Below are 25711 nucleotides of genomic sequence, written 5' to 3'. Positions count from 1 at the left end.
GGACACCGTTGAGCGCGTTGATGGGCGAAGAGATCAGGACCGCGGAGGTCAGTGGCGACATGAGGACGGCAAGAGGAACGTTCGAGGTGTCGCTCGAGCCCGCGGAGCACGATCAGGCGGGCATCCGCCGAATGGTCATCACCAAGACATGGCGGGGTGACCTTGCCGGGCAGGGGGCCGGGACGATGCTCGCAGCTGGCGATCCGGCAACCGGAAAGGCGGGCTATGTCGCCGTGGAAACCGTTGACGGCGAGCTCGACGGGTTGCGCGGAGGCTTCGCGTTCCAGCAGTTCGGAACGATGACGGCACCCGACCAACAGCTGCGCTACGAGATCGTGCCCGGCTCGGGAACCGCGGACCTGGCAGGAATCACCGGAACGCTCGACCTCGAGATCATCGACGGGAACACCGCTACCTGTTGACCTACGCGCTGAGCTGACAGCACGGGTGAAGCGCAAGCGGCTCGCCTGTTGAAGGTCTCAGGCCTGACTGAGATTGCTCGCGGCTTCAGTCTGCTGGTCAGGCGCGGCGGCGTCGAAGACGCGCGTTCTGATGACCTGGTCGACGCCGACGAGGCCGGCGAGCTTCACTACATCGCGGCCGCCCATGATGCGGTTCAACATGAACTGCGGCGGGAAGAGGTCCAGCAGCGGGTTCTCACCGTCGAACGACCGCGAGGTCCTGGCGGCGAAGATGCGCGTGGTGTCGAGAGCTCTGAAGCTGTCGATCGAGAGGATGGACGTTCGGGGATCGGGCCAGATCAACCGGTCCAGAGGCTTCGCACCGGTCCAGTGCTGCTTGATGCGCTTCATCACTCCGACCGAGGCGTTCGTCGCGCCGACATACGCCTGGCGGTACTCGTCGAGCACCATGACGTAGAGGCCGGGCACCCCATCCCACTTCGTGAGATCGGTGACCTCGGTCATGCCCGGTTGGCTGGTGATTGCCGCCTGCAGCGCGGCATCGAACTCGGCAGTGTCGAGGGAGGCGAAGTGCGCCATGTTGAGGTCGTAGTTCGCCAGTGCCAGCTCCTGGAGGAACGAGCACCATGCGTCTGTGTAGATGCGGTGGTCGGGGTCCTCGTATCTGTCGTCGATCGCGTCCCAGAGATACGGGTCCTCCTCGCGGTACCAGCGTTGCAGGGAGGAGCGCTTGTTGATCCGGGCGTAGGTCTCGCGCGACATGCGGAGGCCGAGCTCGCGGCTGCCGCGGACCTTGAGTCCGAAGTGCACGGCGCTTTCGACCGGACTGGTGCCTGCTCGGCGACCACGCTGCGACGAGACGGCGACCCCCCAGATCTTCCGGGCTGGTCGCGGATGCCACCGGTGCCAGAAGAGCACGTGACCGGAGTCGACGAGCATCTGCTGGGACGCGTTCGCGTCGGCGCCGATGTCGACGTTGAAGATCCGCGCAGGGTCGAACTCGAGATGCTCGCCCTCGGGGATGATGCTCTGCTGGTTCAGCTCCCACGGATCAGCATCGAGCACTAGGTAGCCGGAGTCAGTCAGCTCTCGTCGCAGCTGTGCAGCGTGCTCGGTCGACGGCGCCCAGACGAGTGTCTCGCGCGGAGTAGCGGTGATCTCGAGTTCCACGATGGCGTTCAGCCCTCGGGGCGCCACGCGGCGGCCTCGGCGGCCATCGCGGCTCGAGCAGCCGAGAGCCGGGGGAGCCTGCCGGGGTTCTTGTCCAAGTTGATCGGTGGTGTGAGGCGCACGATGACGCTGGTCTCGACGTCGCCGAGCGGGACCCGCATGTCCGCTGGCGCCGGCCAGACAGAGAGCTGGAGGCGCGCGTGCATCCACTCGTTGAGGCGTGCGTCGCCGCCGTCGGCAAGGGCGTAGTTCGCGAAGCGCTCCGGCTTCGCGAGGTTGCGCGGGACCGCATGCAGATCGAGGAAGTCGCGCAGGAGGGCGGCGAACGACCGCCGGACCGTGGACCCGCCGGTGCGGGGCTTGGACTTCGGGTTCGTGGCGAAGTGACCGTTCAGGTCGCGCGAGACCAGGCTCTCCTCGGCCTTGCCGACGTACAGGGGATGATCCGGAGCCGGCTCAAGCTGGAGATCCCGCCAGGCCTGCTCGTCGCCGTAGATGGCGTACAGTCCGGGACGGGCGGGGACGAGTTGCGCGGCCTCCATGATCGCCCAGCGCTCTCCGGTGAGCGCGGCGACGGCAGGATTGGTGAGGTCGTGCAGGGAGTCAGCGCTCACGCCGAGGTCCTGCCGAAGTGCGCACGAACCTCGTCGGCCTGCTCGGGGGTCAGCTCCCAGCGCTGGTTCTTCAAGTGGTCGGGGTAGCGCTCGCGCAGATAGCGGCGCACAGTGATGCCGGGCCGATCACCGTCGTTGTGACCGAGTTCGCGGCCGAGCTCGGCGGGGGTGATGACGTCGTGCGATGCGCTCATGAGGTCATCATGCACGATGCCCTCGTTGACCGCATTCCCACGGATTGTCCTCGAAGGTCGGCAGTGTCCCGGGTTGTTCTCAGTGCTGCAGGCCATCTTCTCGCTGAGGTGCGGAGGAGCCAGCAAGACCATACCGATCGAGGTGCACACCGCGAAGCTCGGGGAAGGCATCGGAGACGCGCTTCGGTGGCGCGGGAGTCCGCGGCACCTTCGGGGCGGGGGTGTGCTGAGCCGCACTCTGCAAGCTGGACCGAACCATGTGCGAGGTGAACTGTCGCGGCCGCATCATCAGCCGGCCGTTCCATGCGGGACCGAGATCGATGAGGTGATGGTCGGAGGAGACGATCACGTCCGCGTCGACGGCGGGGTCCTTCGCGAGGGCGAGGATGTTATTGTCCTCGTGATTCCCGATGGCATAGTCGCGGACGACCGGGTCCACGATCGCGCCTCCGGAGTCGTCGCAGGCCTCGGCGACGAACTCGATGTACTTGGCCGTGGTTCGTTCAGACTGCCCGGAGGCGATCATCAGGCGGTGGACGTTCCGCAGGATGTGCGGCGAGGTGAACAAACGCACCTGCTGATCGAACGCGAGCGAGAGAGCGTCGGATGCCGCCGAAGGGGAGGGGAGCTTGTCGGGGAGCAGCATTCCGGTGCCGCTACGGATGTGGTCGAGGTAGACGTTGATGTCGTAGACGACCGCGATCCGAGGGCGCTCCCGCTGGCTGTTCATGAGGTTCCCAAGTCCTCGATGAGCTTGAGCGTTTCCTCGGTCGTGTAGACCTTGCCGCCGCGCTCTTCGAGCATCTCGGCGTGCAGATCGTTCATCTGCTGGACGCGGAGCTTCTTCTTGAACTCCTTCATGGCGACGCGCAGGAATTCGCTGCGGTTGCCGCCGCCGAACGCATCGGCGAGCTCCTGGAGCAAAGGGACGTCCGTCTCTTCGACGGCGAAACTGATCGGTCGTGCAGCCATTCGAGGCCTCCAAGCGTGTTAGTAATGCATTAGTAATGGTACGTCGAGAGGTCGACATCGACAAGAGTGGTCTCGAATCCCGCACGCAGTTCGCGGGATATCGGCCACCATTGCGATTCGGCTTAGATGCTGGCTGATATGTTCGGCGGCATGGCCCGCAAAATCGTGCATCAGCTCGTCGACGACATCGACGGAGAAGTCCTGGAAGTCGGATCCGGCGAGGCGGTGACCTTCTCCCTGAACGGCACCGCGTACGAGATCGATCTGTCCGAGAAGAACGCAGCAGCGTTGCGAGAGGCCTTTGAGCCGTGGATCGCGGCAGCCCGCCGGGTGTCCGCCGGCGGTACTCGCGGAGGCCGTGGGCGCCGGAACTCGCAGGGCGCCGCCAAGCGCGACCTCTCGGCAATCCGCGCGTGGGCGAAGGAGAACGGTCACCAGGTCTCCGACCGCGGCCGCGTCCCCGACGCGGTGCAGCAGGCGTACGACGCCGCGCACTGAGGCCGCCGTGGGAGAGGCGCGCGGGTTCGAGCAGGGGACGAACTGGAAGGCGAAGAACGCCGCGAGTATCCGTCTGCGCGTCGGCGACGGAAAGAAGCACCCGGTTCGTTCCTCTGATGGCGCCCCGCGGCTTACGTCTGAGGAGCAGCGGCGAGCGGACGTCCTGCGTGAGCAGGAGCGTGAACGCATCGCGAAAGAGCGCCAGGCGCGCGCGGGGCGCGCACGTGGGCAACGGCGTGAGGCCGGGCTCGACGCACGCCATGCTGAGCGCGATCACACACCAAAGGGGTGGGTGCCGGCGAACCGGCGAGGGTACGTCGATCCGCTCTCGCAGGCAGCTGATCCACGGCCGACGGCGCCGCTCAAGAAGAAGAAGTTCCGTCGCGGCCGCCGCGAGCTACAGTAGCTGAATCTCAGCGGTACTGACGAGCCTGCGCCGCGAGAATCGCTTCGCGCATCACGTCGCCGAGTTCGGCGACGATGATCTCGATGCCGGCGTCGCGGATGGAAGCCGTCAGCCACGCGCCCGGGCGATGCAGGTAGCTGGCCGCCGCCTCGTCAGCCACGGCGAGGATGAGCCGGGTCGCACCGAGCTTCTGACCGGCCCAGGCGAGTTTGAACGCGTCGGTGGCGAGCTTGCGGGGCTGCGCACCCTTGAGTGCGCCGATACGGGCGTAGGCCTCCACGAGGACCATGCGGTCTGGGGTCGCCCGTCGATCTCCATGTGGGCGTCATCGATCGCGATCCGAGCGGGAGTGAGCGCGACGCCCAGCTGCTCGGCGACGGCCGCGACGATCGCGCGCTCCGCCATGCGCTGCTCCGCCATGCGCTGCTCGGCCGAGTCGGAGGCGTGCGGGGTGGCGGATGACGGACTCATTCCGCGGCCACCAGGTCCGCGCACCCGATGGCGAACTTCGACGTATAGTCGACATGGCCACAGGCACTGCTTTCTGCAGCCTGGAGCTGGTCGCTCGAGACGGGCGCTTTGCCTGCAGCGGCGTGGAGAGCGTTCACTGCTGCGAGCATCTGCTCGCGTTCATAGAGAACCCATCCGAGCTCCGTGTTGCCGTCCTCGAGCTGGACAAATTCCTGGCGCCGATAGCGCGTCTGCTGAGCACGCGTGAGCGTAGTGCGAAGGTATTCGAGGTCTTGAGACCAGGTACGGGCGGTCATGACACCCTCCTTTCGGGTCTCTACGCCAAGCCGAGGCCTAGGGTCTTCGCGAACGACTCGAGCGTCACGGTGAGTCCAGGCGAGCTGAGTTCGATGTCCGCGGTCGGGCTCACCGGCAGGGCGTCTTCGGCGCGCTCCCACAGCGCCGCGGCGCGAGCCTCGGGGAGCTGCGGACGCTGCGCGATGGTGCGGGGGCGGTAGAAGACGCCGTCGACGTCGGGATATGCCTGGTGGATGGCGCGGGCCCACGGCCGGGACAGCGACCGATCGCCAGTGTTGATCTGATCGTTCCCGCCGACGTCCGTGACCCAGGTGCTGTCGATAAGGTCGAGGAGTGTGATCTCGCGGGTGGTCGCGAACAGCACGAACCGAGGCTGCGTGCCCCCGGTCCCTCCCGCTCCGACGCCACCGCGTTCGATGACGCCTCGGTCGCTGAAGCACTCTGATAGGCAAACGAGCAGGAGGCTCTGAACTGCCGTCTCCGGTGGAACCGTGATCTGGGGCGTGACGTAGGTCACGGCGTGGTTCGGATGGTGACCCACGGGATCGGGGTGGTGATCGAATCGGCTCCCCGTGGGCCCGAAGTGGCGGAGCTCGTGCCACCGGGCAGGGTGAGCGCCGCCGGCGTCGTAGATGCGTCCGAAGATCGTGCCGGCCGGCAGCGTACGGACAGCGCTCGGGGGGAGAGGATGCGGGAACTTCGATGCGTCGGGGGCAGGAAGCGCGCTCATCGGATCGAGAACGCCTGCTCGGCCAGCGCCGCGACAGGTTCTGCGGGCTTGCCGGCTGCGAGCCACTGGGCAGGAGTCAGCTCGCCGTCTCCCAGGTCGGGGTGAGCGTGAGTGAGGAAGTACTCCACGGCCACGGGGTTCGCCCCTTCGGGCAGCGCTCGGCTCACCGTTCCCCAGCCCGGGAGCTCACCGTGGTCGGTGAACTGGAACGTCGGGAACCGCAGGCCGCGGCCGGGGCCCGGGATCGCGAAGAGAGTCCCCTCGCCGTGGCGCTGGCGCACTCGGCCTTCGGTCACGTCGAGCAGTTCTGCGACGCGCTTAGTCGGCAGCGCCTCAGCGAGGATGTCCTGCTGGCGGAGGGCCGTGAGCACGCTGGGGCGCTCTTCGACAGGCAGCGCGTTCTCCGGCTCAACGAGCGAGCCGGCTGCGCGCAGTGCGTCCAGCTCAGCCTCCGTCAGCGACGAGTGCCCAGGCTCTTCCTCGAGCCGGAGCGCCTTGTTCACGCCCTGCAGGATGCTGATGAGGTGAGCGCGCCGACCGCTGGAGCCCAGCACGTTCAGCTCGTGCGCGAGCTCCTCGGCCTCGTGGTCCGTGAATTCCACAGGACCGACGATCTTGATGGTGATCTCGCGACCTTCGTCCGACCGAGTCGCCGTGAGGTATGCGCGTCGATCGCTGCGGAGGGGGTGTGCGGTTGCGTTCGACATCATCGGATCCTAACGGTCATTAGCGAGTATAGCTTGCGTAAGCGGCGGGGGGTCACTGTTGATGCAGAACCTCAGCGATCAGGTCGACATCGTCGTAGTCGGCGCGGCCGGGGCAGGCGCCCGTGACCTAGCTATCGACGTCCCGCGTCGATGTGTTCAGAGCGACGTGACCACGTAGCTGCGTGGGCCGGCGTGCGCGCAACGTGAGCTGCCCCGCGAAATAAACAAAGTAAATACGATTCGGCTCATCGAGTTCAGCATCGAGCCGGGTTCATCATCATCCAGGCCGCTGGCGGTCCAATGACACACTTAGCTCCATCGGCGTCCGCTGAGGTCTCATTCCCGTGATTAGAAGGGCAGAGAGGTCAGATTTGTGCCACGCCCGGAGACGAGTTCTGGGCGGATGAGCACAGGGCTCAGCGGAATGCTCCTACGGAGCTGGGGCGCTCGCTAAGCCCCCAGCAACCGGTTCGGGGCAGCGCGATCTGCGCCTCGAAGTGGAGAGCGCATGAGGCCAGTCGCTTCCGGGCTGCTCGCATCATCCCGCGGAGGGTGACGATCCGCCGGTCCATCAGCTGCGAACGACGGCGCCATCGCCTTGATCAGCGCGGTGCTTGTACCGTCGTCTTCCGCCGCGGATCTCGTTGAGTGGAAGTGGGCTGAACGCGAGGCCCGCGAGGTCGAGCACTCCTGCGTTGCAGGCAAACGTGTCCCGATCGAGACTGACCACGGTCCTGCCGTCCTCGCGCTCAAACTTACCGTAAACGTGCATATGGCCGTGCATGTGCAAGCGGGGGAGCGCAGCATCAGATACACGTTGCACACGCTCTCTCTGTGCAGCAGATACGGCCAACGCCTCGGGAGGAAAATCATGCGGATTGTTCGTGAGCAGCCGCTGCACCTCCGGTACCGCGATCGCTGGAGACTCGTGCGTGAGCATAAGGTCGGCCGGGCCGCCGGCAATCGCGGCGGCTTCCATCGGTTCCGTGATGAGTTCATCCTCGAACCAGTCCTTGCCCGCAGTTCGAAACGCCTTGTCGACGCTGGACGCGCCGCCGAGCGATAGCACCTCGCGTCCCGCGATCTGAAAACGGAACGGCCGGGGGATGAGCCACACGACGTCACTGACCCTGATCGCCATACCGGAGGCGCTTTCCTGCGCCGGGGTGATGTGGTTCCACTCTTCGTGGTTGCCAGGCGTGACCAGCACGCGCTCGATGCCTGTGCGCTTCGCCCAATAATCGACCGGGCCAGTCCCGGGCTGAGCATGCTCGAAACCGTAATCTCCGAGTTGAAGGATGGTGCGCAGCGATGGGTCATGCCGACGCATCGCGGGCAGCAGCGTTTGAATCCATCCAGCATTGCCGTGGAGGTCGCCCACGACCCACACGCGCTCATCCGGCAGGTCGAAGCTGTCGGCTGTCTCATGGATCTGCATCCATCCATCATGCCCGTGAGTGCCGACTCGGACATGGCGTCGACAACTCAACGTGGAGAATGCGAAACGGCCGAGATCAGTGGGCGCCGAGCGACCATATTGTGGTCATGTTCTGGCCACCCCTGCTGCCCAGCGAAATGCCGGTGTCCCGTTAGTGACCACGAACCGGCCTGTAAAGGACCAGCTGAAGCCCGTTTTTCGGACTGCCACTAGCGACTATGTAGTGTGGGCACCGTCGGACCACTATATGGACACGAGGCGGTCACCGGCCACCCACTGCACAGTGCTAGTCGCCGATGCTCCGTTCTTGGTGATCGGGCGCGGAAAGCTCCGCCTCTTCGAAGAGTGCGGGGAACCGCAGTCGCAGCGGGCGAGGCTTGGGGGAGGTCTCCTGATTCTCACCGGTGTTAGCCTGCGGCCGCGCCGATCGCGGTTGCTCGACGTCGTGCGGACGGTAGTCGGGAACCGTGACCTCCGTTTCTGGTTCCTCTGGGTCCGCGATCCGTGGCTGAGTTTCTCGGAGTTCCGACAGTCCCATTGTGCCCGGGACTGCGGGTAGCTCGGTGGGAGCGTGCGCACCGGAATTCTCGTGTTCGCTTGTCATCGCGTCGGCGTTTGACAGGGCTGTAGCCACCAGGCGTTGCGCGGCGCGATTTGCCTCCTGTGTCGCCTCGTCCAGAGCGATCATCATGCGTTTCTTGGGCGACAGTCGGCGTTCAACAGTCGTGTGTTGTGGCACGGACAATGTCACCGCGCTGTTGCGAGCGAAAGCGGTCTCAACAGCGTCCCTCTCGAAGGCCGTGCCGAGTGTGGTGCAGCGGCGTCGATCACTCGGCGTTGGATCGGCTGGGGTTCGGTCCGGATTCTCGCGAAGCATGCCGTACGAAATGCCACGGCCCTTCTTGCCGCGCTGTTCGATCTGAACGCCTCGGGTTCTACCGACTTCGACGAAGCTGTCCCAGTCGACAACGGCTGGATCGGCGAGCGTGTTCTCGATGCTCGCCCTCAGCACGGTGAGACTAAAAGGTTGCTTGTTGCGGGGCGCACCGAACTCATCCGCGAGGTCGCATTCTGTTTCCCAGATGATGTGCCGCTGCCATTCGCGAAGCTCACTGTCCGCGGTCGACCCGGCGCGGCGAAGACCGCTCGGCTCGCCCCGCTCGAAGCGCTCGTTCGCGTCGCTGAAGGCCTGCTTGAGGTCCGCTCGCTGCTCGAAGCCGCGCTGTTCAAGAACACGCTCATGTGCCTCGACAAGGCGTGCGTGCGTGACGACTGAACTGTTGAGACTGCGGCCGGTTTTGGTCTCGATGGAGTTCGCGACGAGGTGGTTGTGCACACAGCCTGTTCGCCCGTCTCGTTGTGTTACAACGAGCACCTGTCGGCCGGGGAACCTCTCTTCTGCGAGTGCTGTCCCGAGCTTCTGAGCCGTCAGCCAGTCGTCTGGCTCTTCGGGGTCCAACTCGTCCTTCGCGAAAGACTGGATGACGTGATACGCCTGGACGAACGCGCCAGGCTTGTCCTTACCCCACTTCTTGCGGACGTCGCGCATCTGCTGCTTCGCGACCGATACCAGCATGCCGCCCACGCCGGACGCCATGACGTACCGCTCGCCATCTTGCTCGGGCTTGTCATCGAGCGCATAGTTGATCAGCGCATCGGCCGACCGCGTCGAGCTCGCCACCACAACAGGCATAACTACACCGTCCCGCGCGGCGGCAGGCCATGGTCCACGAGGCGTGCGATGCGCTTCTCGATATCGTCGGGAACATCGCGTAGCTCAGCCACCGTAAGGAGAGCCTCCGAGACCTCCCCAGCGGTCACCGGGTCGCCGATATTCAGCCGCTTCGCGATCTGATTGAGGTTGCCGCCGATATGCGCGATGTGATTGCGAATCGGACCGAGCTCGTACCCGAGCCGATCGGAGATGTCGGCCAGGCCCCAGTCGGTCACGTTCGGGCCCTGGCGCTCGATAGCCAGCGCCCTCGCTTCCACCTCGGCGGCACCCTCACGGTCAGTAATGAGCAGGCGCAGAGCTTCGGAGAAGGAGACCTCTTCGAGGTCGCGTCCGGAGGACTTGGCCAAAGCTCGCCGCACGTCGTCGACGGCTCGTTCCTCGTCGTCGCTGAACCTCAGTGTGCGGCGCTTCGCAAAGTTGACGACCCTCTTCCTCGGACGACGCGGCGTCGCTTCGCTCGCCTTGCCGGTCCTCGTCATCAGGTCGTCCCCTTCGCTCGGTTCTTTGTGCAGTCTGGGCCTTTGCTTCCCCGCTCCGCGAGGGTGGTCCCAGACTACACAAATAACGGCAAGCAGTTTATCCGTCAGACATATCGCTGCGCTCCTGTCCTTGGATACTCCTTGGTCAGGCCTCCGGCCCGACACCCGGATGAAGGCTCCCGCCTCCACGCACAGGTCGTGGCGCCACCTTCCGAAACGGAGAAACCCCATCAGCGCCTCTTCGAGGGCAGATGGGGTTTCTCTACTCGCCGCGACCGCACGGGGCCGCGGGCGACGCAACGCTCAGGCGGCTGGCTGCTTGACCGCCGTCGGCGTGCTTGAAGTCGTCGCGACCAGGGCCGGAGAAGCCGCCTGCGGCGGTCTCTCAGCTGCCTGAGCAGGAACCTGACGATCACTGCCGACTGGTTGCGTCGTAGGCTGCTCCTCAATTGATAGCAGGACGGTGACAGCCTCGATGAGGCGAGCAGCGCGCTTGGCCTCGTCCTTATCGGACGTGACCTCGTAGCGGCCGTGCTTGCCATCACGAATGATGGGTGGTTCAGGCTGGACGTCGAGAAGCTCGTACAGCTGCTCGACGGCGTCACAGCGTGCGAACGCCGCGACCTTGATCGCGTCGTTCACGTTCTTGTCGTAGGCGTCCTGCTCGGCCTGCAGCGCGGCGATCTGCGCAGCTCGGAGCTGACTACGGGTCCTTCGCATGGTGTTCTCCTAACGGTGCGGTGTAGTGGTCAGCCCCGATCAACGGGGCTCGGTCTTAGGTGGGGCTACGGTCTCCTCGCCCCTACCCGGAGGTGCAAAGGGATCGCTGCCGACGTACTGGTCCAGGTCAGCAACGCTGATACCGAGAGCCGTGAGTTCGTCCGCGAGTCGTGAGGTCAGCGCTCGGGACCGCTGCAACGGCGTGTCCCACTCGGAGCGCCAGCCGGCAGTGCAGCCGGGCGTCCGGCAAGTGATAGGGAAGCCCGAGCTCGCAGCGGATCCGTGGTCGGTGGCGCATGAGGCGGTGGCCCCGTTCGCCATGAACCTAGCGATCCACGCTCGAACGTCTTCAGCGACGAACTCGCGGGTCAGTTTCACGCTCGCAAGATCCGCATCGGAGATGGCGGAATCCGGAGGCACCAGAACCCAAGTCTTGGAACGCTTGGTGGTCGGGTCCGGCTTGATCTCGTCGATCTGCCACCCTGCCTTTCGAAGATCCGGAGCCACTCGCCGGAGCTTGCCACTCATGCCACGAGGCTCGGGCCAATAGCGATCGTCCGAGGGTCTGCGCAAGAGCTCGTGAAGGGCCTTGCCGGTACCCGTCCAGCGACGTTTGATCGTCTCGGTGATCGCCACCAGGAACTGGTCGGTGCTCACGATGTCCTCGGCGACAGAATCTTGCGCCCGCCGGTAACGGCTCAGAGTGTCTGACCCCGTTGCATGATCAAGAGCGGCCAAGATCTCGGCGAAGTCCGCCATCCGAGGCTTGTTGCCGAGTTTCACGACGGGCAGCTGCTGCAAGGTCAGAACAACAAGGTCCAACAATGCACCCACCATCGAGGCGTAGCTCGCGTTCCAAGCGGAGTTCAACTCGCGTTCTGAGCGACGCCTGTCTGCGGGGATCACCTCAAGATCTCCCCAGACGCATCGCTCGGCGAGGTCGCCGTTGAGAACGCCGATATCGATACTGGTGAATCCCAGGACGCCCTGCACCTGCATGATGCGCACGTCGTCGTCGGTGTACAGCGCGCGGTCGACATCAGCTTCACCGGTCACGAATCGGCACAAGCCGTCCGACAACCAACGCGGCATCGACGACATATTGTCGAAGACCACGCCGCGCGAGTGAGCCCCGGCGTGAAGCAGCCGGTCCGCATCGTTCGGTGGGCGCCTCACCGGCGCGGTGGTCGGATCGAACAGGGAGAAGAGCCGTCGTGCACTACTGGTCTTGGCGGTTCCCTGTTCACCGAGCAGAGCCAAGGCCGGGCACGGAAGACCGACAAGGATCGTCGCAGCGACGAGCCAGCCGATGATCAAGCCGCGGTCCGAGGCCGGCAGATTGACGAACTCCCACAATGCGTCGAGGTTTCCGCCGCGCGCAGGGACGGGCAAAGGGGCGGTCACGGCGGTGCGGCGAAACAGCACGGGAAGGTCATCGTCGCCGTCGAGGATCTCCCAGCCGGCTGCCGTCACGCGGATGACCTGCTCACTGCGATCGCCGATGTCGATGAAGATCTCGTCGTCGCTGGGGCGCGCCGTGCGCAGGTGCAGCTTGATGGGCTCGAAACTCTCCTCCGCCTCGTACTCAAGCGCGCTCATCGCCTCAGTCAACGCGTTCTGCGAGGCTGTGCGAGCGGTCCGACGCCGGTACATGCCGCCGAGTTCCTTGCGGACGGAGCGTCTGCTGCCGAGGAGAGGAATCGCTACGTGACCGCCCTTGCGAACACCGAAAGGCTTGCCATCGGTATCGACGTGAAGGTCGTAGTGATCGAGGGCCAACTCAACGAGCTGCTGCGCGGTGGACCGCTTCCCGAGCGCCTCGGGGATATCGCGGTCTTCAGGTACGCTGGTGGTAGTCAAATGCAGGATCTCCTTTCAGATCCGCCATGGGGTCGCCGAGTTGCAGCTCGGTGGCCCTTTTTGTTTCTTCCGTATGGGTAGTGCTCGCTCAGGGTTCGAGCGTGATGTCGATCTTGTGGTTGCGGTCCCTTCGTATCCGCGCCTGCACCCTGCCGTGCGCGTGTTGAGCACCAGCAGGCCGCTTCGGGGGCGAGGCAAGAGCAGGCACGCTCCCGGGAGCCGAGGAAGATCGGTAGTGCGGAAGTCACCCCCGCACTTCTCCTGCGCGGACTGCACCTATTTCGCCTCCGAGGTGCCAATAGAGAAGTGATGGGGTTCCGTCCGCATCTCCGCTCCCGTGCGCGGGTTATCTAGGCGACGGCGGGGCGCGCCACGTGCGGAACACCACGCGGAACGTGTCGGTCCCGACAGTTGCCTCGAAGTTCCGCACGGTTTCCGCGCGCAATGGGTCCGGCGAGGACGCATCACATCGCCGGCTCGAGCTGCTCCTCGATCCAACGGTCGACATCGGCCTGACGCCAGCGAACAGCGGCGCCGATCTTCACGGCCCGGGGGAGCGGCTCACCGAGCGACCGCTTGCGGTAGATAGTCGACACAGACATGCCGGTCTGGGCGGAGAGATCGTGAACGTCGAGGAGGGCGTTCGTCGTCTGTGTCATGCGGAGTCCTTTGATAGCGAGTACCAGAAATTTGTAACTTGTGAGGTACCGTAACACAAGCTACATGATTCTGGTAACTTGTAAGCATGGAATCAATGGCATACGCGGAAGCGGTGGGCGGATTTCTTGCCGCCTACCGGCGGCGGCACGGGATTACCCTTGAGGCGATCGCGACCGTTGGACGCGATTACGGAGCAACGTGGAGCCTGTCTAGCGTCCAGGCGATTGAGCGGGGCAAGGCTGCGCCGACGGTTCCGACGCTTCTCACGCTCGCACTCGCACTTGGAAAGCTCTCTGGTGAGCCGCTTCGACTCGCCGACCTTCTTGGGGCTGCGGAGTTGCTGGAACGGCCGTACGAGCTCCGTGAGGATCAGCCCGTGCGGCGGGAGTGGGTCAACCGCGTACTGTCGGGCGCACCGATCGCGCTCGAGGATGGCGACTATGCGCACGTGGGCGCCGCGCCGATAGGTGGGGATCACGAGTGGGACGAGGAACTCGAGATGGCGGCCCTTGAGCATATGAGGGTGCACGGCAGGAAGTCCGAGTCGTATGACCAGGTGGATGCACAGTGGGGGGCCATGACGGCGGTGCCCGACCGTGACACGCGTCAGAGCGCTCGTCGGCCTAGTGTGAGCCTTGCAGAGTCTCGGGCGGCAAAGAAGCTTGGGATACGCCCACCTCTGCTTCAGCAGTACGCGGCGCGACTCTGGGGCCATTCCCTTGAAGTCGAGGCCCTGCTCCGTGCCGGCGAGGACAGCACGCCGCAGGCGCGTGGGCGCGTCACGCGTGTGCTCATTGACGAACTCCGCGCATCCACCGACGGTGAAGTCTGATGGCCAGACCTCGAATGGCGATCGGAACCTACGGCACCATCCACGTGGCCGAGGTTCAGCCGGGGAAGTGGCGTGCCCGCACGCGGTATCGTTTCGCGGACGGCAAATCCCGCCAGATCGAGAAGCACGCGCCGAGCAAGGCCAAGGCGACGGCCGCGCTGAGGCATGCGCTGACCACGATCGAGGCCGACCGCGGTGGCGAGCTGAAACCGGCAACGCACCTCCGCGCCCTCGGCCAGAGGTTCTTGGAGTCCCGGCGTGAGTTGGGGCGCTCAGAAGGCACGCTGGAGACCTACGGCTATGCAGTCACCGCTCATATCGCGCCCCGGATCGGCGACCTCTCAGTCGCCGAGGCCACACCTGAACGGCTGCAGAAGTTCCTTAACGCCGTTGAGAAGGAAGCCGGCCCGGGGGCAGCAAAGAACTGCCGATCGGCGCTGAGTGGCATGCTCGGCCTAGCGGTGCGGAACGGGGCTTTGTCGCACAACCCCGTGCGTGAGCTCGAGCGCGTCACCCAAAGGAAGAAGAAGGGCAGCACCGCAATCCCGTTGGACGAACTGCCGATGTTTCTCCAGCGCGTCCGTGAGGACGAGAAGCTCAACGAGTGGGACACGGTGGATCTGATCACGTTCATGCTCGCGTCAGGGTGGCGAGTGGCCGAGGTGTGCGCGCTCGAAGCGAGCGCTATCGACTTCGCCGCCGGCACAGCTTCCGTTGTCGCGCAGAATGTGCGTGTGAAGGGGCGGGGAATTGTGCGGCAGGAGTTCGCGAAGACCGACAAGTCCGCGCGTACCACCCACTTGCCGGAAGCGACCATGCTCCTCCTTCACAAGCGGCACGAGAGGCTGCGCGCCGATACCAACCTCATCTTCCCGACTCCGCTGATGCGCCCTCGCGATCCCTCGAACACGCAGCGGGAGCTTCGAGACCGTCGCGACGGCCTGGGGTACCCGGGATTGTCAACGCACGCGTTCCGAAAGTCGGTAGCCACGATTCTTGACAAGGCTGGACTGTCCGCGACAGAGATCGCCGACTACCTCGGACACGAGAACCCGAGCATGACCCAGGACGTGTACATGAACACCATCAAGGGCTCCACCAAAGCTGCAGGCATCATGGGCCAGAAGCTGGACGGGCTGATCTAATCCGGTGCGAGAAGCAGCCCGGGGCGGAGTGAGGAGAGGGCTTCCGCTCTACCCGATCGTAGTGTCCGTGGCTGCGGATACGATCCATCGATGACTGATGAGCAGCCGCCGGCGCCTGATCCTGCGAGCGGGCTGAATCTTGCGGACGAGCTGAACCGTGACTTCTATTCGCATTCACCATCGCAGTACCTGCGAACTCGAATCGCGTTGCTCGTCGCCCTCGGCGACGCCGATGCCGCCTTGCATCCCGCGCTCGTTGGAGGTGTCCGTGCGTGGGGTATGGGCGTCGAGCTAGAGGTGCCACTAGACGACGAAGAGATCGACGGATTCGCTGTGGTCGAGTCGATCTCGATCATGTACCTCGCGGCGGAGGCACTCCTGCGGTTGTACTTCGCGCACGTGGAACCGGAGCCTTGTCCGCCGCTGAAGCTCTCGTCGTTGACGAGCTTCGCGAAGTTCAAGCAGATGGCGGGCGACTTGTTGACCAGCCCTCCGCGCAATGAGCTATTGCGCGAGGTATTCCGCGGCAGGCTCGATGCGCCTGCTGAGGTATCCGCGGAGGCATGGACAGAGGACGCTGACGTCCTTCGATTTCTCTTGACTCGGGCAGCCGCGCTGCTCGCCCGCGAGGCTAACGTGTACAACTCGACGAAGCACGGGCTTGCAGTGCAACCTCGGAAATCCGGGCTGCGCCTCGGTAGCGAGGAGGACCCGAATGGCGTGATCATCGACCACCACGGACCGTCCATCCGGTTCCTCAGCAAGGGTCCTAGCGCCGAAGAGGGGGTGCAACAGTGGCGAGAGACGATCCAGTTCGCGTTCCCTTCCATCAACCTCGCAGTTGCATCCGCTTTCGCCGACGAGATCGACGCGATCCACGCGGTGGCGAAGGCGCGCTTGACTGGTGAACAGGGCTCAGTGACGATTCGTCAGCGAGCGTTGATTGACCACCTTCGTGCCGTGCCCTTCGCTAGCAACTACACGGGGCTTCTATCTCTGGGGATGCATCGAGACTTTGGGGTCAGGATTGGGCGCTAGTTGCGTTCGGGCGACGCTGCTGCCTGAGCCTGATAGTGCGGAGTTTGTGCGGAGTCCACGACTGAAAACCCCAGAGCCTGCCCGGAGGGAGGCAGTCGCTGACGCGGAAAAACCCTGATAAGCGCATAAAAGAACCCCCGCGATGTAGAAGCTACGCGAGGGTTCCAGTGGCTCCGACCGGCATCGATCCGGTGACCTTTCGATTTTCAGTCGAACGCTCTACCAACTGAGCTACAGAGCCGCGCGACCGGCGAACCTGTCGCGTCCTAGACGAAGAGCCCTCTCCGAAGAAAGAGCTCATCGCACGGAGCGACCCTGACGGGACTTGAACCCGCGACCTCCGCCGTGACAGGGCGGCACGCTAACCAACTGCGCTACAGGGCCATACTTGTTTTCAATTATATCGGAAGGTGTGACCCCAACGGGATTCGAACCCGTGCTACCGCCGTGAAAGGGCGGCGTCCTAGGCCGCTAAACGATGGGGCCGAGTCAGTCCCGGGGGACTTCCTTGCCGACGCTCAAGCATAAGGGATGTTTCGGGCAAATCGCGAATCGAGGGCGCGGCGCCGCAACCCGGGCGTGTTCCGGGGGCACGATCGACGTGTCGGGAGTGGACGAAGACGCCGCCATGCCCCCTGGTGCGGATGTGAAGGTTGTTGTTAGTGTGGCAACTGTGAAACCGGCGGAAGGGGCCGTGTGAACGACAAGATCACGCTGGACGCTGCAGTTGCTGCGGCGTCCGAGGACTGCGGCTGCGCGCCCAGCCCGACCGAACGCCGTGCGTTCGGCAAGAACGGCATCAGCCGTCGTGGAGCCCTCGGCATCGGCGCGCTCGGCGTCGTCGCGCTGAGCGCGTTCGGCATCACCAACGGCGTCTCCGCCGCCTATGCCGCCACGTACCCGAGCTGGGACGATGTGCAGCGCGCGAAGAGCAATGAAGCGGCCAAGGCCGCGGAGGTCTCGCGCATCGAGGGACTGATCCAGTCGCTCACGCAGAAGGTGGCCGAGACCCAGGCCGCGGCCAAGGTCGCGTCCCAGGAGTTCTACGACGCGCAGCAGGCTTACTTCGCTGCGGCCACCGAGGCCGACTCCATGCAGGCGAAGGCCGACGAACAGGCGGGGGTCGCCGACATCTCGGCGCGCAAGGCGGGCCAGGTGGCCGCCCAGCTCTACCGCAACGGCGGCGACGACACGTCGATGGAGCTGTTCTTCGCCGGGTCGGCGAGCAACGCCGATGAGCTGCTCGCGCGCCTGGGCACGATGGACAAGCTCCTCGAGTACAACCAGTCGGTCTACGACAAGGCTGTCGCGGCGCGCAACTCCGCGCAGTCCCTCAGCGATCAGGCCGTCGTCGCGCGGAACGAGCGCGACCGGTTGCAGAAGGTCGCCGAAGAGAAGATGGTCGCGGCTCAGCAGGCGGCGGATGCGGCTCAGGCCGCTCTGGACGAGCAGTCGGCCAATCTCGCCACGATGCAGGCGCAGCTCGCCGCTCTCAAGGACGCGACCACCCAGACGGTCGCCGGCTACCAGGCCGGTGTCGAAGCCGAGGCGAAGGCCCGTCGCGAACGCGAAGCCGCCGAGCGCGCAGCGGCTGCGGCCGCAGCCGCTGCGGGCGGTGGCGGTGGCGGTGGCGGTGGCGGAAGCCAGGGCAGCGGTGGCTGGTGCCGCCCGCACGGCGGAGGAAAGAGTTCGGGATACGGACCCCGTTCCGTGCAGTGCGGCTCTCAGGGCTGCTCCTCGTCGTTCCACTACGGCACCGACTTCGCCAACGGCTGCGGCTCGCCCATCTACGCTGCGAATTCGGGCACGGTCGACTACGCGGGCCCCAACGACGGCTATGGCAACTACATCCGCATCCAGCACGGCGGCGGTGTCGGAACCGGTTATGCCCACATCCGTGACGGCGGCATCCTCGTCCGCAGGGGGCAGAGCGTCAGTTCCGGTCAGGTCATCGCCTACGCGGGGAACACGGGCCGCTCGTTCGGTTGCCACCTGCACTTCGAGGTCTACGTCAACGGTGGTCCCGTGAACCCCGTGGCCTTCCTCGGGGCACGCGGAGTCTCCGCCTGACCAGCTCTCACCTCTGCACGAAGAAGACCCCCGGCCGCTGAGCGGAACCGGGGGTCTTCTTCGTGCAGGCGGAGGGTCAGTGACCCTGCTCGCCGAAGCGGACGATGGCCTCGTCGAGGATGCGCTGCGCCTCGGCGGCGTTGCCCCACTCGTCGACCTTGACCCACTTGTTGGGCTCGAGGTCCTTATAGTGCTCGAAGAAGTGCGAGATCTCCTTCTTCGTGTACTCGGCGATGTCGTCGATGTCCTGGATGTGCGCCCAGCGCGGGTCCTTCGAGAGCACGGCGACGAGCTTGTCGTCTCCGCCGGCCTCATCGCTCATCTTCAGCACGGCCACGGGACGGACCTCGACGACGACACCGGGGTAGATGGCGTGGTCGAGCAGCACGAGCACGTCGAGCGGGTCGCCGTCCTCGCCGAGGGTGTTGTCGAAGTAGCCGTAGTCGGCCGGGTAGCCGAAGGTCGTATAGAGCACGCGGTCGAGGTGCACTCGTCCGGTCTCGTGGTCGACCTCGTACTTCACGCGGCTGCCGCGCGGAATCTCGATGACGGCGTCGTGTGCGCCCATGCGTGTGCTCCTCAGGAAAAGTTCGGTTGGATACCGCGGACTAGCCTACCCGCGGCGCTCGCACGCCCGGGGGCCGGCGTGCTCAGGACCCTGCGTCGACGGTCGGCGCGTCGTCGTCATTCGATCGTCTGCGGAACAGACGATTCAGCAGTCGGCTCATCGGGTCGCTCAGGAGCAGCAGGAAGAGACCGGCGTATCCGTTCGGCGAGGCGGCGACCGCGATGACGAGTGCGGCGGCGAACAGGATGATCGCCGCGAGGTCGCCGATCGCTCCCAACCGGATGGTCTCGGTCGACACCTCGCCGAGTTCGGGATGACGCGCCAGGTAGAGCCAGCCGGCGAGGGTGGTGACCTGGGTCATGATCAGCGTGCCGATGTACACCACGGCCTGCAGCGCGTCGGTGTCCATCTGGCCGATCATCGCGGTGGGGACCGGCAACCAGACGATCGTGGCCATCCACGCCACGTTGATCCACAGCAGTGGTCCGGTGATCCGCTCCACGTCCCGGTACTGGCGGTGGTGCCCCATCCAGAACGTGGCGATGAGGAGGAAGCTCAGCCCGAAGCTCAGCAGCTGCCCCGAATGCTCGTCCAGGAACTCGGCCGTGCTCGTGTGGCCGGATGCGGCCTCGGAGACCGACTCCATGAGGGGCAGGATGAGCAGTGTCATGGCGATCGCCACGACGGCGTCGACGAATGCCTTGAACCTCTCGGTCCGGAACGGACGTGTACGCGTGTTGTCGGTCACGGCGTCAGGATAGCCCCGCCACAGCGCCGCACCGTCGTGCGCGCGCGGATCGGAAGAGCGCCGAGCAGGGGAGTGCCCTAGCGTGGACGGGTGCCGTCACTTCCTCCCGCCATCGCCGAGATCCGCCTCGCCGTGCGCACCGCGCTCGCCGAACTCCCCGAAGGATCGACGGTCATCGTCGCCCTCTCCGGAGGCGCGGACTCGCTCGCGCTCGCCGCGGCCACCGCCTTCGAAGCACCCAAGCTCGGTGTCCGTGCGGCGTCGTTGACGGTCGATCACGGCCTGCAGGACGACTCCGCGGAGGTCGCCTCCGGCGCGGCGCGCACGGCCGCCGAGCTGGGTCTCGACCCCCTGCTCGTGCGCGTCGACGTCGCGGGCGAGGGAGGGCCCGAAGCCGCTGCTCGTGATGCCCGCTACGGCGTTCTTCGCGATGCGGCCATCGATGTCGGTGCCGCCGCGGTGCTGCTCGGGCACACCCTCGACGACCAGGCGGAGACAGTGCTCCTCGGACTCGCCCGCGGCTCCGGCGCCGCGAGCCTGCAGGGGATGGCGCCGGTGCGGGAGGACGACGACGGCGTGCGGTGGGTACGCCCCTTGCTCGGGGTGCGCCGGGAGACGACGCGGGCATTCTGCGCGGCATCGGCCCTCGAACCCTGGGATGACCCGCACAACATCGATGGCCGCTACGCGAGGGTCCGGGTGCGCGAGCGCGTGCTCCCCGTGATCGAGGCCGAGCTCGGTCCCGGCATCGCCGAGGCCCTCGCCCGCACGGCAGAGCAGCTGCGGGAGGACGCGGAGGCGTTCGACGAGATGATCCACGAGACCATCGAGGACATCGTCGAGCACGCGGAGGCGGGGATCTCGGTCAGCGTGGCGGCGCTCGCCGCGAACCCGGCGGCGCTGCGCAACAGGATCATCCGCCTCGTCGTCGACAGCGAGTTCGGGGTGAGCTTGACGCGGGTGCAGACCATCGAGGTCGCGCGACTGGTGACCGACTGGAGCGGCCAGGGACCGATCGACCTCCCCGAGTGCTCGGTCGTGCGACAGGGCGGCCGCATCGTCTTCACGGCATCCGGTCGCTGAGCGCGTTTCGTCTCGGGCGCCTGTGGCGTCTTCGCGAGACGGAACGCGCTCAGCGCGGAAGCTCTACTTCTTGCCGCCGAAGAGGCCGCCGAGGATCCCTCCGAGGTCGATGCCACCGCCGGATGCGCCGTTGTTGCCACCGCCCAGCAGCCCGCCGATCACGTCACCGATGCCGCCGCCGGCGGAGCCGCCCTTGTCGCCGCCACCGAGGATGCCTCCGATGAGGTCACCGATGCCTCCAGAGCTCTCCGCGCCGGCATCCGCCTTCGCGGCCTTGTCCTTGCTCGCGTTCGCGATGAGGCCCATCACGATGGGAGCGAGGATCGGCAGCAGCTTGCCGAAGTCGATGCCGGGGGTCGCCTTCGACTCGGTGAGCTCCTTCGTGACCTCCTTCTCCTTCGAACCGAGGATGTGCGCGACGATCTTGCCGCCGTCGGCCTGATCGATGTCGTCGACCTTCGCGGCGCCGGCGCTGCCCTCGTGCTTCTTCAGTGCGTTCTGGATCGCGGCGGAGCCCTCGTCAGTCTTGGCGTTCTGCGCGAGCCCGCCGAGCAGCACCGCACCGCCCTGCTCGACAGCGACCTTGGCCTCGTCCCGCGAGACGCCCAGCTTCTCGGCGATGTCGTCGATCGGCACCTGCCTGAGGATGTCGTCAAGAGCCATGATGAATCCTTCCGTCGGGGCGTCCGCCCACATCACCGCTCACAGTAGTGCGGATGGCGCGGGAGGGGGAGATGCCTTCCCGGCCGACCCACCGGGACCGAGCATCCGATCGCGTCGCCTAAAATCGATCCATGCGCGCCGCGGAAATCCAGGACGACCTCACCAGCATTCTCGTCACAGAGGAGCAGATCCTCGCCAAGCTCGATGAACTCGCGGCACAGGTCGCAGAGGATTATGCGGGCAAGGACCTCGTCCTCGTCGGCGTCCTCAAGGGCGCGGTGATGGTGATGGCCGACTTCGCCAGGGCATTGCCCTTCCACGCACCGATGGACTGGATGGCGGTCTCGAGCTACGGTGCGAGCACCAAGTCCAGCGGTGTCGTGCAGATCCGCAAGGACCTCGACACCGACCTGAACGGCAAGCACGTGCTGATCGTCGAGGACGTCATCGATTCGGGCCTGACCCTCAGCTGGCTGCTGGAGAACTTCGGATCCCGCGGAGCCGAGTCGATCGAGGTGCTCGCCCTCCTGCGCAAGCCCGAGGCCGCGAAGGTCGTCATCGACTGCAAGTACGTCGGGTTCGACATCCCGACCGATTTCGTCGTCGGATACGGCCTCGACTACGACGAGCGCTACCGCAACCTGCGCGACGTCGCGGTGCTCGCTCCGCACGTCTACAGCTGACGACCGCGACGCGCTACGCCGTGGGTGAACGCACAGCGACCCCCTAGGGCGCGCGCGATACGCTGATCCGATCATGGATGTGAAGAAGCTCACCCGGAATCCGCTGATCTACGTCGCGCTGATCGGCGTGCTCCTGTTCGGCGGTTTCCTGCTGATCTCGAATCTGGGCGCGCCCAAGCAGATCACGACGCAGGAGGGGCTCAAGCTGCTCTCCGGCACGACGGTCACCGAGGTCGTGAACACCGACGGCGACCAGCGCGTGGACATGACGCTCTCGAAGCCCTTCAAGGGCTCGGAGGACGTGCAGTTCTACTACGTCGACGCCCGCGCCGACGAGGTGGTCAGCGCGATCAACGAGGCGGCTCCGAAGGACGGCTTCAACGACGCCGTTCCCCGCGCGACCTGGTTCGACGGCTTCCTCTCGCTCCTTCTTCCGCTGGTGCTGCTCGGCCTGCTGTTCTGGTGGCTCCTGTCGTCCATGCAGGGTGGCGGCGGCAAGGTCATGCAGTTCGGCAAGTCCAAGGCCAAGCTCGTCAACAAGGAGACCCCCACGGTCACCTTCGCCGATGTCGCCGGTGCCGACGAGGCCATCGAAGAACTCCATGAGATCAAGGAGTTCCTCCAGGACCCCGCGAAGTTCCAGGCCATCGGCGCCCGCATCCCGAAGGGCGTGCTGCTGTACGGCCCTCCCGGAACCGGCAAGACGCTCCTCGCCCGCGCCGTCGCCGGCGAGGCAGGCGCCCCGTTCTACTCCATCTCCGGTTCCGACTTCGTCGAGATGTTCGTCGGCGTCGGCGCCTCTCGCGTGCGCGACCTCTTCGGCCAGGCCAAGGAGAATGCGCCCGCCATCATCTTCATCGACGAGATCGACGCCGTCGGCCGTCACCGCGGCGCCGGTATGGGCGGCGGCAACGATGAGCGCGAGCAGACCCTCAACCAGATGCTGGTCGAGATGGACGGCTTCGACCCGAACGCGAACGTCATCGTGATCGCGGCGACCAACCGTCCCGACATCCTCGACCCCGCGCTGCTGCGCCCCGGTCGCTTCGACCGTCAGATCGGCGTGGACGCGCCCGACCTCAAGGGCCGACAGAAGATCCTCGAGGTGCACAGCAAGGGCAAGCCCCTCGCGAAGAGCGTCGACCTCGAAGTCGTCGCCCGCAAGACCCCCGGATTCACCGGCGCAGATCTCGCCAACGTGCTCAACGAGGCCGCGCTGCTCACCGCGCGCTCGAACGCGCAGCTGGTCGACAACCGTGCTCTCGACGAGGCCATCGACCGCGTGATCGCCGGTCCGCAGCGACGCACCCGTGTGATGCGCGACAAGGAGAAGCTGATCACGGCTTACCACGAGGGCGGCCACGCGCTCGCGGCGGCGGCGATGAACTACACCGACCCCGTGACCAAGATCACGATCCTGCCCCGTGGCAAGGCTCTCGGCTACACGATGGTGCTGCCGCTGGACGACAAGTACTCGGTCACCCGAAACGAGCTCCAGGACCAGCTGACCTACGCCATGGGTGGCCGCGTCGCGGAGGAGATCGTGTTCCACGACCCCACCACAGGTGCCTCGAACGACATCGAGAAGGCGACCTCGATCGCGCGCAAGATGGTCATCGAGTACGGCATGACCACGCAGGTCGGACCGGTCAAGCTGGGCACCGAGGGCGGCGACATGTTCGTCGCACGCGACATGGGACGCGGTCGCGAGTACTCGGAGAAGGTCGCGGAGCGGGTCGACGCCGAGGTGCGTGCCCTCATCGAACAGGCGCACAACGAGGCGTACGAGGTCATCAGCGAGAACCGCGACATCCTCGACAAGCTCGCTTTGGCGCTGCTCGAGGAGGAGACCCTCGACCACAACCAGATCGCGGAGATCTTCACCGAGATCAAGAAGCTTCCCGAGCGCCCGCTGTGGCTGTCGAGCGAAGGGCGCCCGGTGTCCGAGCGTCCTCCGATCGAGGTGCCGAAGAAGGACGTCTCGCTTGCGGCATCCGTGGAGGCTCCGGCCGGAACGCCGCGCACGCAGCAGGGTTCGGCGGGAGCCGGGCACCCGCGGCCCGCGACGGCGTGACGTGACCGTCGACAGGCAGCGCGTCGAGCGGCTCACGAAGGAGCTGCTCGAAGCGATCGGCGAGGACCCGGACCGGCCAGGGCTGAAACAGACCCCGATGCGGATGGGCGAGCTGTACTCCGAGTTCTTCTCGGGCGTCGGCGAAGACCCGGCCGAGCCGCTCGCGCGCACCATCAGCGTCTCCCGCGGCCCCGCACCGGATACCCTGCCCTCCGGCGCCGTGCTGCTGCGCGACATCCGCTTCCGCTCCGTCTGCGAGCACCATCTGCTGCCCTTCGCCGGTCATGCGCATATCGCCTACCTCCCCGGGGAGCAGGTCGTGGGGCTCGGAGCGCTGGTGCGCGTCGTCGAGATCCTCGCGGCGCGTCCTCAAGTGCAGGAGCGCCTCGGGGAGCAGATCGCCGACACGATCGCAGAGCACCTCGACACCCGCGGGGTGCTGGTCGTGCTCGATGCGGCACACGGGTGCGTCACGATGCGCGGCGGACGGCAGACTGAGGCATCGACGCTCACCATCGCGGCGCGCGGAGAGTACACGGACGCCCCCGCCCGAGCGGAGCTCATCACCCTGATCGGCGCGTCGGTGCCTCTCGGGGGTGCGGCGCGCTGATGACCGGGATCTGGGGCATCGTCAACGTGACACCCGATTCGTTCAGCGACGGCGGACGCTATCTCGACGTCGATCGCGCGGTCGCCCACGGGCTGCGACTGCGAGCCGAGGGTGCGGCTGTGCTCGATGTGGGCGGAGAATCGACCAGGCCGGGCGCCGACCGCGTCGGCGACGAGGTCGAACAGCGGCGCGTCATCCCCGTGATCGAACAGCTCGCTGCCGCGGGTGTTCCCGTGAGTATCGACACGCTCAGCGCATCGACGGCGGCTGCGGCCGTGCGGGCGGGCGCCAGGATCGTGAACGACGTCTCCGGAGGGCTCGCCGATCCCGAGATGCGCGCGGCTGTCGCGGAGTCCGGGGCCGATTTCGCGATCGGTCATTGGCGTGGCTTCTCCGCCGACATGTACGCGAACGCCGAGTACCGTCGCGTCGCCCGCGAGGTCGCGGGGGAGCTGCAGGAGCGCATCGGCGAGGCGGCGGCCTCCGGAATCGCCCCATCGCGCCTGATCGTCGACCCGGGTATCGGGTTCGCCAAGGCGGGCGCGCAGAACTGGGAGGTGCTGCGGGGGCTGGACGAGATCGTCGCCCTCGGGCCGCGCGTGCTCATCGGCACATCGCGCAAGCGGTTCCTCGCCGAAGCACTGCGCCAGGAAGCCGAGAGCGACGGTGACGTGTCGGAGTCTCGACGCGACCTCGCTACCGCTGTGACCAGTGCTCTCGCGGTCAGGGCCGGAGCCTGGGCCGTGCGTGTGCATGATGTGGCGAGCACGCGCGACGCCCTCGCGATCGCGCACGCCTGGGAAGGCTGAGGGCGCATCGGGGTG

General features: G+C 66.0%; 30 protein-coding genes and 3 tRNA genes. 12 read left to right on the top strand and 21 right to left on the bottom strand.

The window, feature by feature from the left end; all coding sequences use genetic code 11:
* The first annotated feature begins 59 nt into the window (after positions 1-59).
* Positions 60-422 carry a DUF3224 domain-containing protein gene (locus GZ64_RS19070; RefSeq protein WP_102208381.1) on the top strand — a complete coding sequence of 121 codons (363 nt, stop codon included), beginning with the start codon at positions 60-62 and terminating at the stop codon, positions 420-422.
* 57 nt (positions 423-479) lie between these two features.
* Here the strand turns inward: GZ64_RS19070 and GZ64_RS19460 are convergent, their stop codons facing one another.
* The 5 genes from GZ64_RS19460 to GZ64_RS0109520 all read right to left on the bottom strand — a co-directional run bounded on the left by GZ64_RS19460 (position 480) and on the right by GZ64_RS0109520 (position 3372).
* Complete coding sequence (locus tag GZ64_RS19460; protein ID WP_051667915.1) at positions 480-1619, bottom strand: hypothetical protein; 1140 nt, start codon at positions 1617-1619, stop codon at positions 480-482.
* The gene (locus GZ64_RS0109535; protein WP_029266166.1) at positions 1601-2206 is read right to left on the bottom strand and encodes a GIY-YIG nuclease family protein; all 606 of its coding nucleotides are present in this window, start codon (positions 2204-2206) and stop codon (positions 1601-1603) included. The genes GZ64_RS19460 and GZ64_RS0109535 overlap by 19 nt, the downstream gene beginning before the upstream one ends.
* Entirely contained in the window at positions 2203-2400 is a 198-nt protein-coding gene (locus GZ64_RS0109530) for a hypothetical protein (RefSeq protein WP_071327683.1), read from the bottom strand. Before GZ64_RS0109530 ends, GZ64_RS0109535 begins: the two co-directional genes overlap by 4 nt.
* A gap of 79 nt (positions 2401-2479) precedes the next feature.
* A complete protein-coding gene (locus GZ64_RS0109525) occupies positions 2480-3130 on the bottom strand; it encodes a hypothetical protein (protein WP_029266162.1) in 651 nt (216 codons plus the stop codon).
* Positions 3127-3372 carry a hypothetical protein gene (locus GZ64_RS0109520; protein WP_029266161.1) on the bottom strand — a complete coding sequence of 82 codons (246 nt, stop codon included), beginning with the start codon at positions 3370-3372 and terminating at the stop codon, positions 3127-3129. The genes GZ64_RS0109525 and GZ64_RS0109520 overlap by 4 nt, the downstream gene beginning before the upstream one ends.
* Positions 3373-3522: 150 nt before the next feature.
* Here GZ64_RS0109520 and GZ64_RS0109515 point away from each other — a divergent pair, with 150 nt between their 5' ends.
* The gene (locus GZ64_RS0109515; protein ID WP_029266159.1) at positions 3523-3870 is read left to right on the top strand and encodes a histone-like nucleoid-structuring protein Lsr2; all 348 of its coding nucleotides are present in this window, start codon (positions 3523-3525) and stop codon (positions 3868-3870) included.
* Between the two features lie 413 nt (positions 3871-4283).
* Here the strand turns inward: GZ64_RS0109515 and GZ64_RS0109505 are convergent, their stop codons facing one another.
* The gene (locus GZ64_RS0109505) at positions 4284-4565 is read right to left on the bottom strand and encodes a hypothetical protein (RefSeq protein ID WP_029266155.1); all 282 of its coding nucleotides are present in this window, start codon (positions 4563-4565) and stop codon (positions 4284-4286) included.
* Positions 4566-4594: 29 nt separating this feature from the next.
* On the opposite strand from GZ64_RS0109505, the gene GZ64_RS19850 reads away from it, so the two are divergent.
* Entirely contained in the window at positions 4595-4738 is a 144-nt protein-coding gene (locus tag GZ64_RS19850; protein ID WP_156040315.1) for a hypothetical protein, read from the top strand.
* A 5-nt stretch (positions 4739-4743) separates the two neighbouring features.
* Here GZ64_RS19850 and GZ64_RS0109495 read toward each other — a convergent pair whose 3' ends face one another.
* The 9 genes from GZ64_RS0109495 to GZ64_RS0109455 form a co-directional block, all read right to left on the bottom strand.
* On the bottom strand, positions 4744-5043 hold the full coding sequence (locus tag GZ64_RS0109495) for a hypothetical protein (protein WP_029266153.1): 300 nt from the start codon (positions 5041-5043) through the stop codon (positions 4744-4746).
* A gap of 20 nt (positions 5044-5063) precedes the next feature.
* Positions 5064-5774, bottom strand: coding sequence for a hypothetical protein (locus GZ64_RS0109490; RefSeq protein WP_051667914.1), 711 nt, complete (start codon positions 5772-5774; stop codon positions 5064-5066).
* Positions 5771-6481: a hypothetical protein gene (locus tag GZ64_RS19455; RefSeq protein WP_102207978.1), complete on the bottom strand. Its 711-nt coding sequence runs from the start codon at positions 6479-6481 to the stop codon at positions 5771-5773. The genes GZ64_RS0109490 and GZ64_RS19455 overlap by 4 nt, the downstream gene beginning before the upstream one ends.
* 571 nt (positions 6482-7052) lie before the next feature.
* Positions 7053-7919 (bottom strand): metallophosphoesterase family protein, encoded by an 867-nt coding sequence (locus GZ64_RS19450; RefSeq protein WP_051667912.1) that lies wholly within the window; start codon positions 7917-7919, stop codon positions 7053-7055.
* Between the two features lie 286 nt (positions 7920-8205).
* Positions 8206-9612 carry a relaxase/mobilization nuclease domain-containing protein gene (locus GZ64_RS0109475; protein ID WP_029266145.1) on the bottom strand — a complete coding sequence of 469 codons (1407 nt, stop codon included), beginning with the start codon at positions 9610-9612 and terminating at the stop codon, positions 8206-8208.
* 2 nt (positions 9613-9614) lie between these two features.
* Positions 9615-10133 carry a plasmid mobilization relaxosome protein MobC gene (mobC, locus tag GZ64_RS0109470; RefSeq protein ID WP_029266142.1) on the bottom strand — a complete coding sequence of 173 codons (519 nt, stop codon included), beginning with the start codon at positions 10131-10133 and terminating at the stop codon, positions 9615-9617.
* Positions 10134-10436: 303 nt separating this feature from the next.
* The gene (locus GZ64_RS0109465) at positions 10437-10853 is read right to left on the bottom strand and encodes a hypothetical protein (RefSeq protein ID WP_029266140.1); all 417 of its coding nucleotides are present in this window, start codon (positions 10851-10853) and stop codon (positions 10437-10439) included.
* 39 nt (positions 10854-10892) lie between these two features.
* On the bottom strand, positions 10893-12713 hold the full coding sequence (locus tag GZ64_RS0109460; RefSeq protein ID WP_051667911.1) for a hypothetical protein: 1821 nt from the start codon (positions 12711-12713) through the stop codon (positions 10893-10895).
* Between the two features lie 464 nt (positions 12714-13177).
* Positions 13178-13372 (bottom strand): helix-turn-helix transcriptional regulator, encoded by a 195-nt coding sequence (locus tag GZ64_RS0109455; protein ID WP_029266136.1) that lies wholly within the window; start codon positions 13370-13372, stop codon positions 13178-13180.
* An 86-nt stretch (positions 13373-13458) separates the two neighbouring features.
* On the opposite strand from GZ64_RS0109455, the gene GZ64_RS0109450 reads away from it, so the two are divergent.
* From GZ64_RS0109450 to GZ64_RS0109440, 3 genes are all read left to right on the top strand, one after another.
* Positions 13459-14205 carry a helix-turn-helix domain-containing protein gene (locus GZ64_RS0109450; RefSeq protein ID WP_081859715.1) on the top strand — a complete coding sequence of 249 codons (747 nt, stop codon included), beginning with the start codon at positions 13459-13461 and terminating at the stop codon, positions 14203-14205.
* Between the two features lie 14 nt (positions 14206-14219).
* Positions 14220-15350: a site-specific integrase gene (locus GZ64_RS0109445; protein ID WP_062635495.1), complete on the top strand. Its 1131-nt coding sequence runs from the start codon at positions 14220-14222 to the stop codon at positions 15348-15350.
* 90 nt (positions 15351-15440) lie between these two features.
* The gene (locus GZ64_RS0109440) at positions 15441-16388 is read left to right on the top strand and encodes a hypothetical protein (RefSeq protein WP_029266130.1); all 948 of its coding nucleotides are present in this window, start codon (positions 15441-15443) and stop codon (positions 16386-16388) included.
* A gap of 168 nt (positions 16389-16556) precedes the next feature.
* On the opposite strand, the gene GZ64_RS0109435 is transcribed toward GZ64_RS0109440, so the two are convergent.
* The 3 genes from GZ64_RS0109435 to GZ64_RS0109425 all read right to left on the bottom strand — a co-directional run bounded on the left by GZ64_RS0109435 (position 16557) and on the right by GZ64_RS0109425 (position 16874).
* Positions 16557-16629: transfer RNA gene (locus GZ64_RS0109435), tRNA-Phe, on the bottom strand.
* Between the two features lie 69 nt (positions 16630-16698).
* Positions 16699-16772: transfer RNA gene (locus tag GZ64_RS0109430), tRNA-Asp, on the bottom strand.
* Positions 16773-16801: 29 nt separating this feature from the next.
* Positions 16802-16874, bottom strand: a tRNA-Glu gene (locus GZ64_RS0109425).
* 210 nt (positions 16875-17084) lie between these two features.
* Here GZ64_RS0109425 and GZ64_RS0109420 point away from each other — a divergent pair.
* The gene (locus GZ64_RS0109420) at positions 17085-18458 is read left to right on the top strand and encodes a M23 family metallopeptidase (protein ID WP_029266128.1); all 1374 of its coding nucleotides are present in this window, start codon (positions 17085-17087) and stop codon (positions 18456-18458) included.
* A 76-nt stretch (positions 18459-18534) separates the two neighbouring features.
* Here GZ64_RS0109420 and GZ64_RS0109415 read toward each other — a convergent pair whose 3' ends face one another.
* Positions 18535-19026: an inorganic diphosphatase gene (locus GZ64_RS0109415; RefSeq protein WP_021198726.1), complete on the bottom strand. Its 492-nt coding sequence runs from the start codon at positions 19024-19026 to the stop codon at positions 18535-18537.
* Between the two features lie 82 nt (positions 19027-19108).
* Positions 19109-19774 carry a TMEM175 family protein gene (locus GZ64_RS0109410; protein ID WP_051667909.1) on the bottom strand — a complete coding sequence of 222 codons (666 nt, stop codon included), beginning with the start codon at positions 19772-19774 and terminating at the stop codon, positions 19109-19111.
* Between the two features lie 90 nt (positions 19775-19864).
* Here GZ64_RS0109410 and tilS point away from each other — a divergent pair, with 90 nt between their 5' ends.
* Complete coding sequence (gene tilS, locus GZ64_RS0109405) at positions 19865-20857, top strand: tRNA lysidine(34) synthetase TilS (RefSeq protein WP_029266124.1); 993 nt, start codon at positions 19865-19867, stop codon at positions 20855-20857.
* Positions 20858-20920: 63 nt separating this feature from the next.
* Here tilS and GZ64_RS20265 read toward each other — a convergent pair whose 3' ends face one another.
* A complete protein-coding gene (locus tag GZ64_RS20265) occupies positions 20921-21520 on the bottom strand; it encodes a DUF937 domain-containing protein (RefSeq protein WP_029266122.1) in 600 nt (199 codons plus the stop codon).
* Between the two features lie 131 nt (positions 21521-21651).
* Here GZ64_RS20265 and hpt point away from each other — a divergent pair, with 131 nt between their 5' ends.
* From hpt to folP, 4 genes are all read left to right on the top strand, one after another.
* Positions 21652-22203, top strand: coding sequence for a hypoxanthine phosphoribosyltransferase (gene hpt, locus GZ64_RS0109395; protein WP_021198722.1), 552 nt, complete (start codon positions 21652-21654; stop codon positions 22201-22203).
* Between the two features lie 73 nt (positions 22204-22276).
* Positions 22277-24277 (top strand): ATP-dependent zinc metalloprotease FtsH, encoded by a 2001-nt coding sequence (ftsH, locus tag GZ64_RS0109390; RefSeq protein ID WP_021198721.1) that lies wholly within the window; start codon positions 22277-22279, stop codon positions 24275-24277.
* A 1-nt stretch (position 24278) separates the two neighbouring features.
* Positions 24279-24887 (top strand): GTP cyclohydrolase I, encoded by a 609-nt coding sequence (gene folE, locus GZ64_RS0109385; protein WP_029266120.1) that lies wholly within the window; start codon positions 24279-24281, stop codon positions 24885-24887.
* On the top strand, positions 24887-25696 hold the full coding sequence (folP, locus tag GZ64_RS0109380; protein WP_029266118.1) for a dihydropteroate synthase: 810 nt from the start codon (positions 24887-24889) through the stop codon (positions 25694-25696). Before folE ends, folP begins: the two co-directional genes overlap by 1 nt.
* Positions 25697-25711 lie beyond the last annotated feature (15 nt).

The organism is Microbacterium sp. Cr-K32 (assembly GCF_000708345.1).
GTDB classification, from domain to species: Bacteria; Actinomycetota; Actinomycetes; order Actinomycetales; family Microbacteriaceae; genus Microbacterium; species Microbacterium maritypicum_A.
The sequence above is the reverse complement of the archived record's forward strand: the minus strand, read 5'-3'. Positions and strand labels throughout refer to the sequence as shown.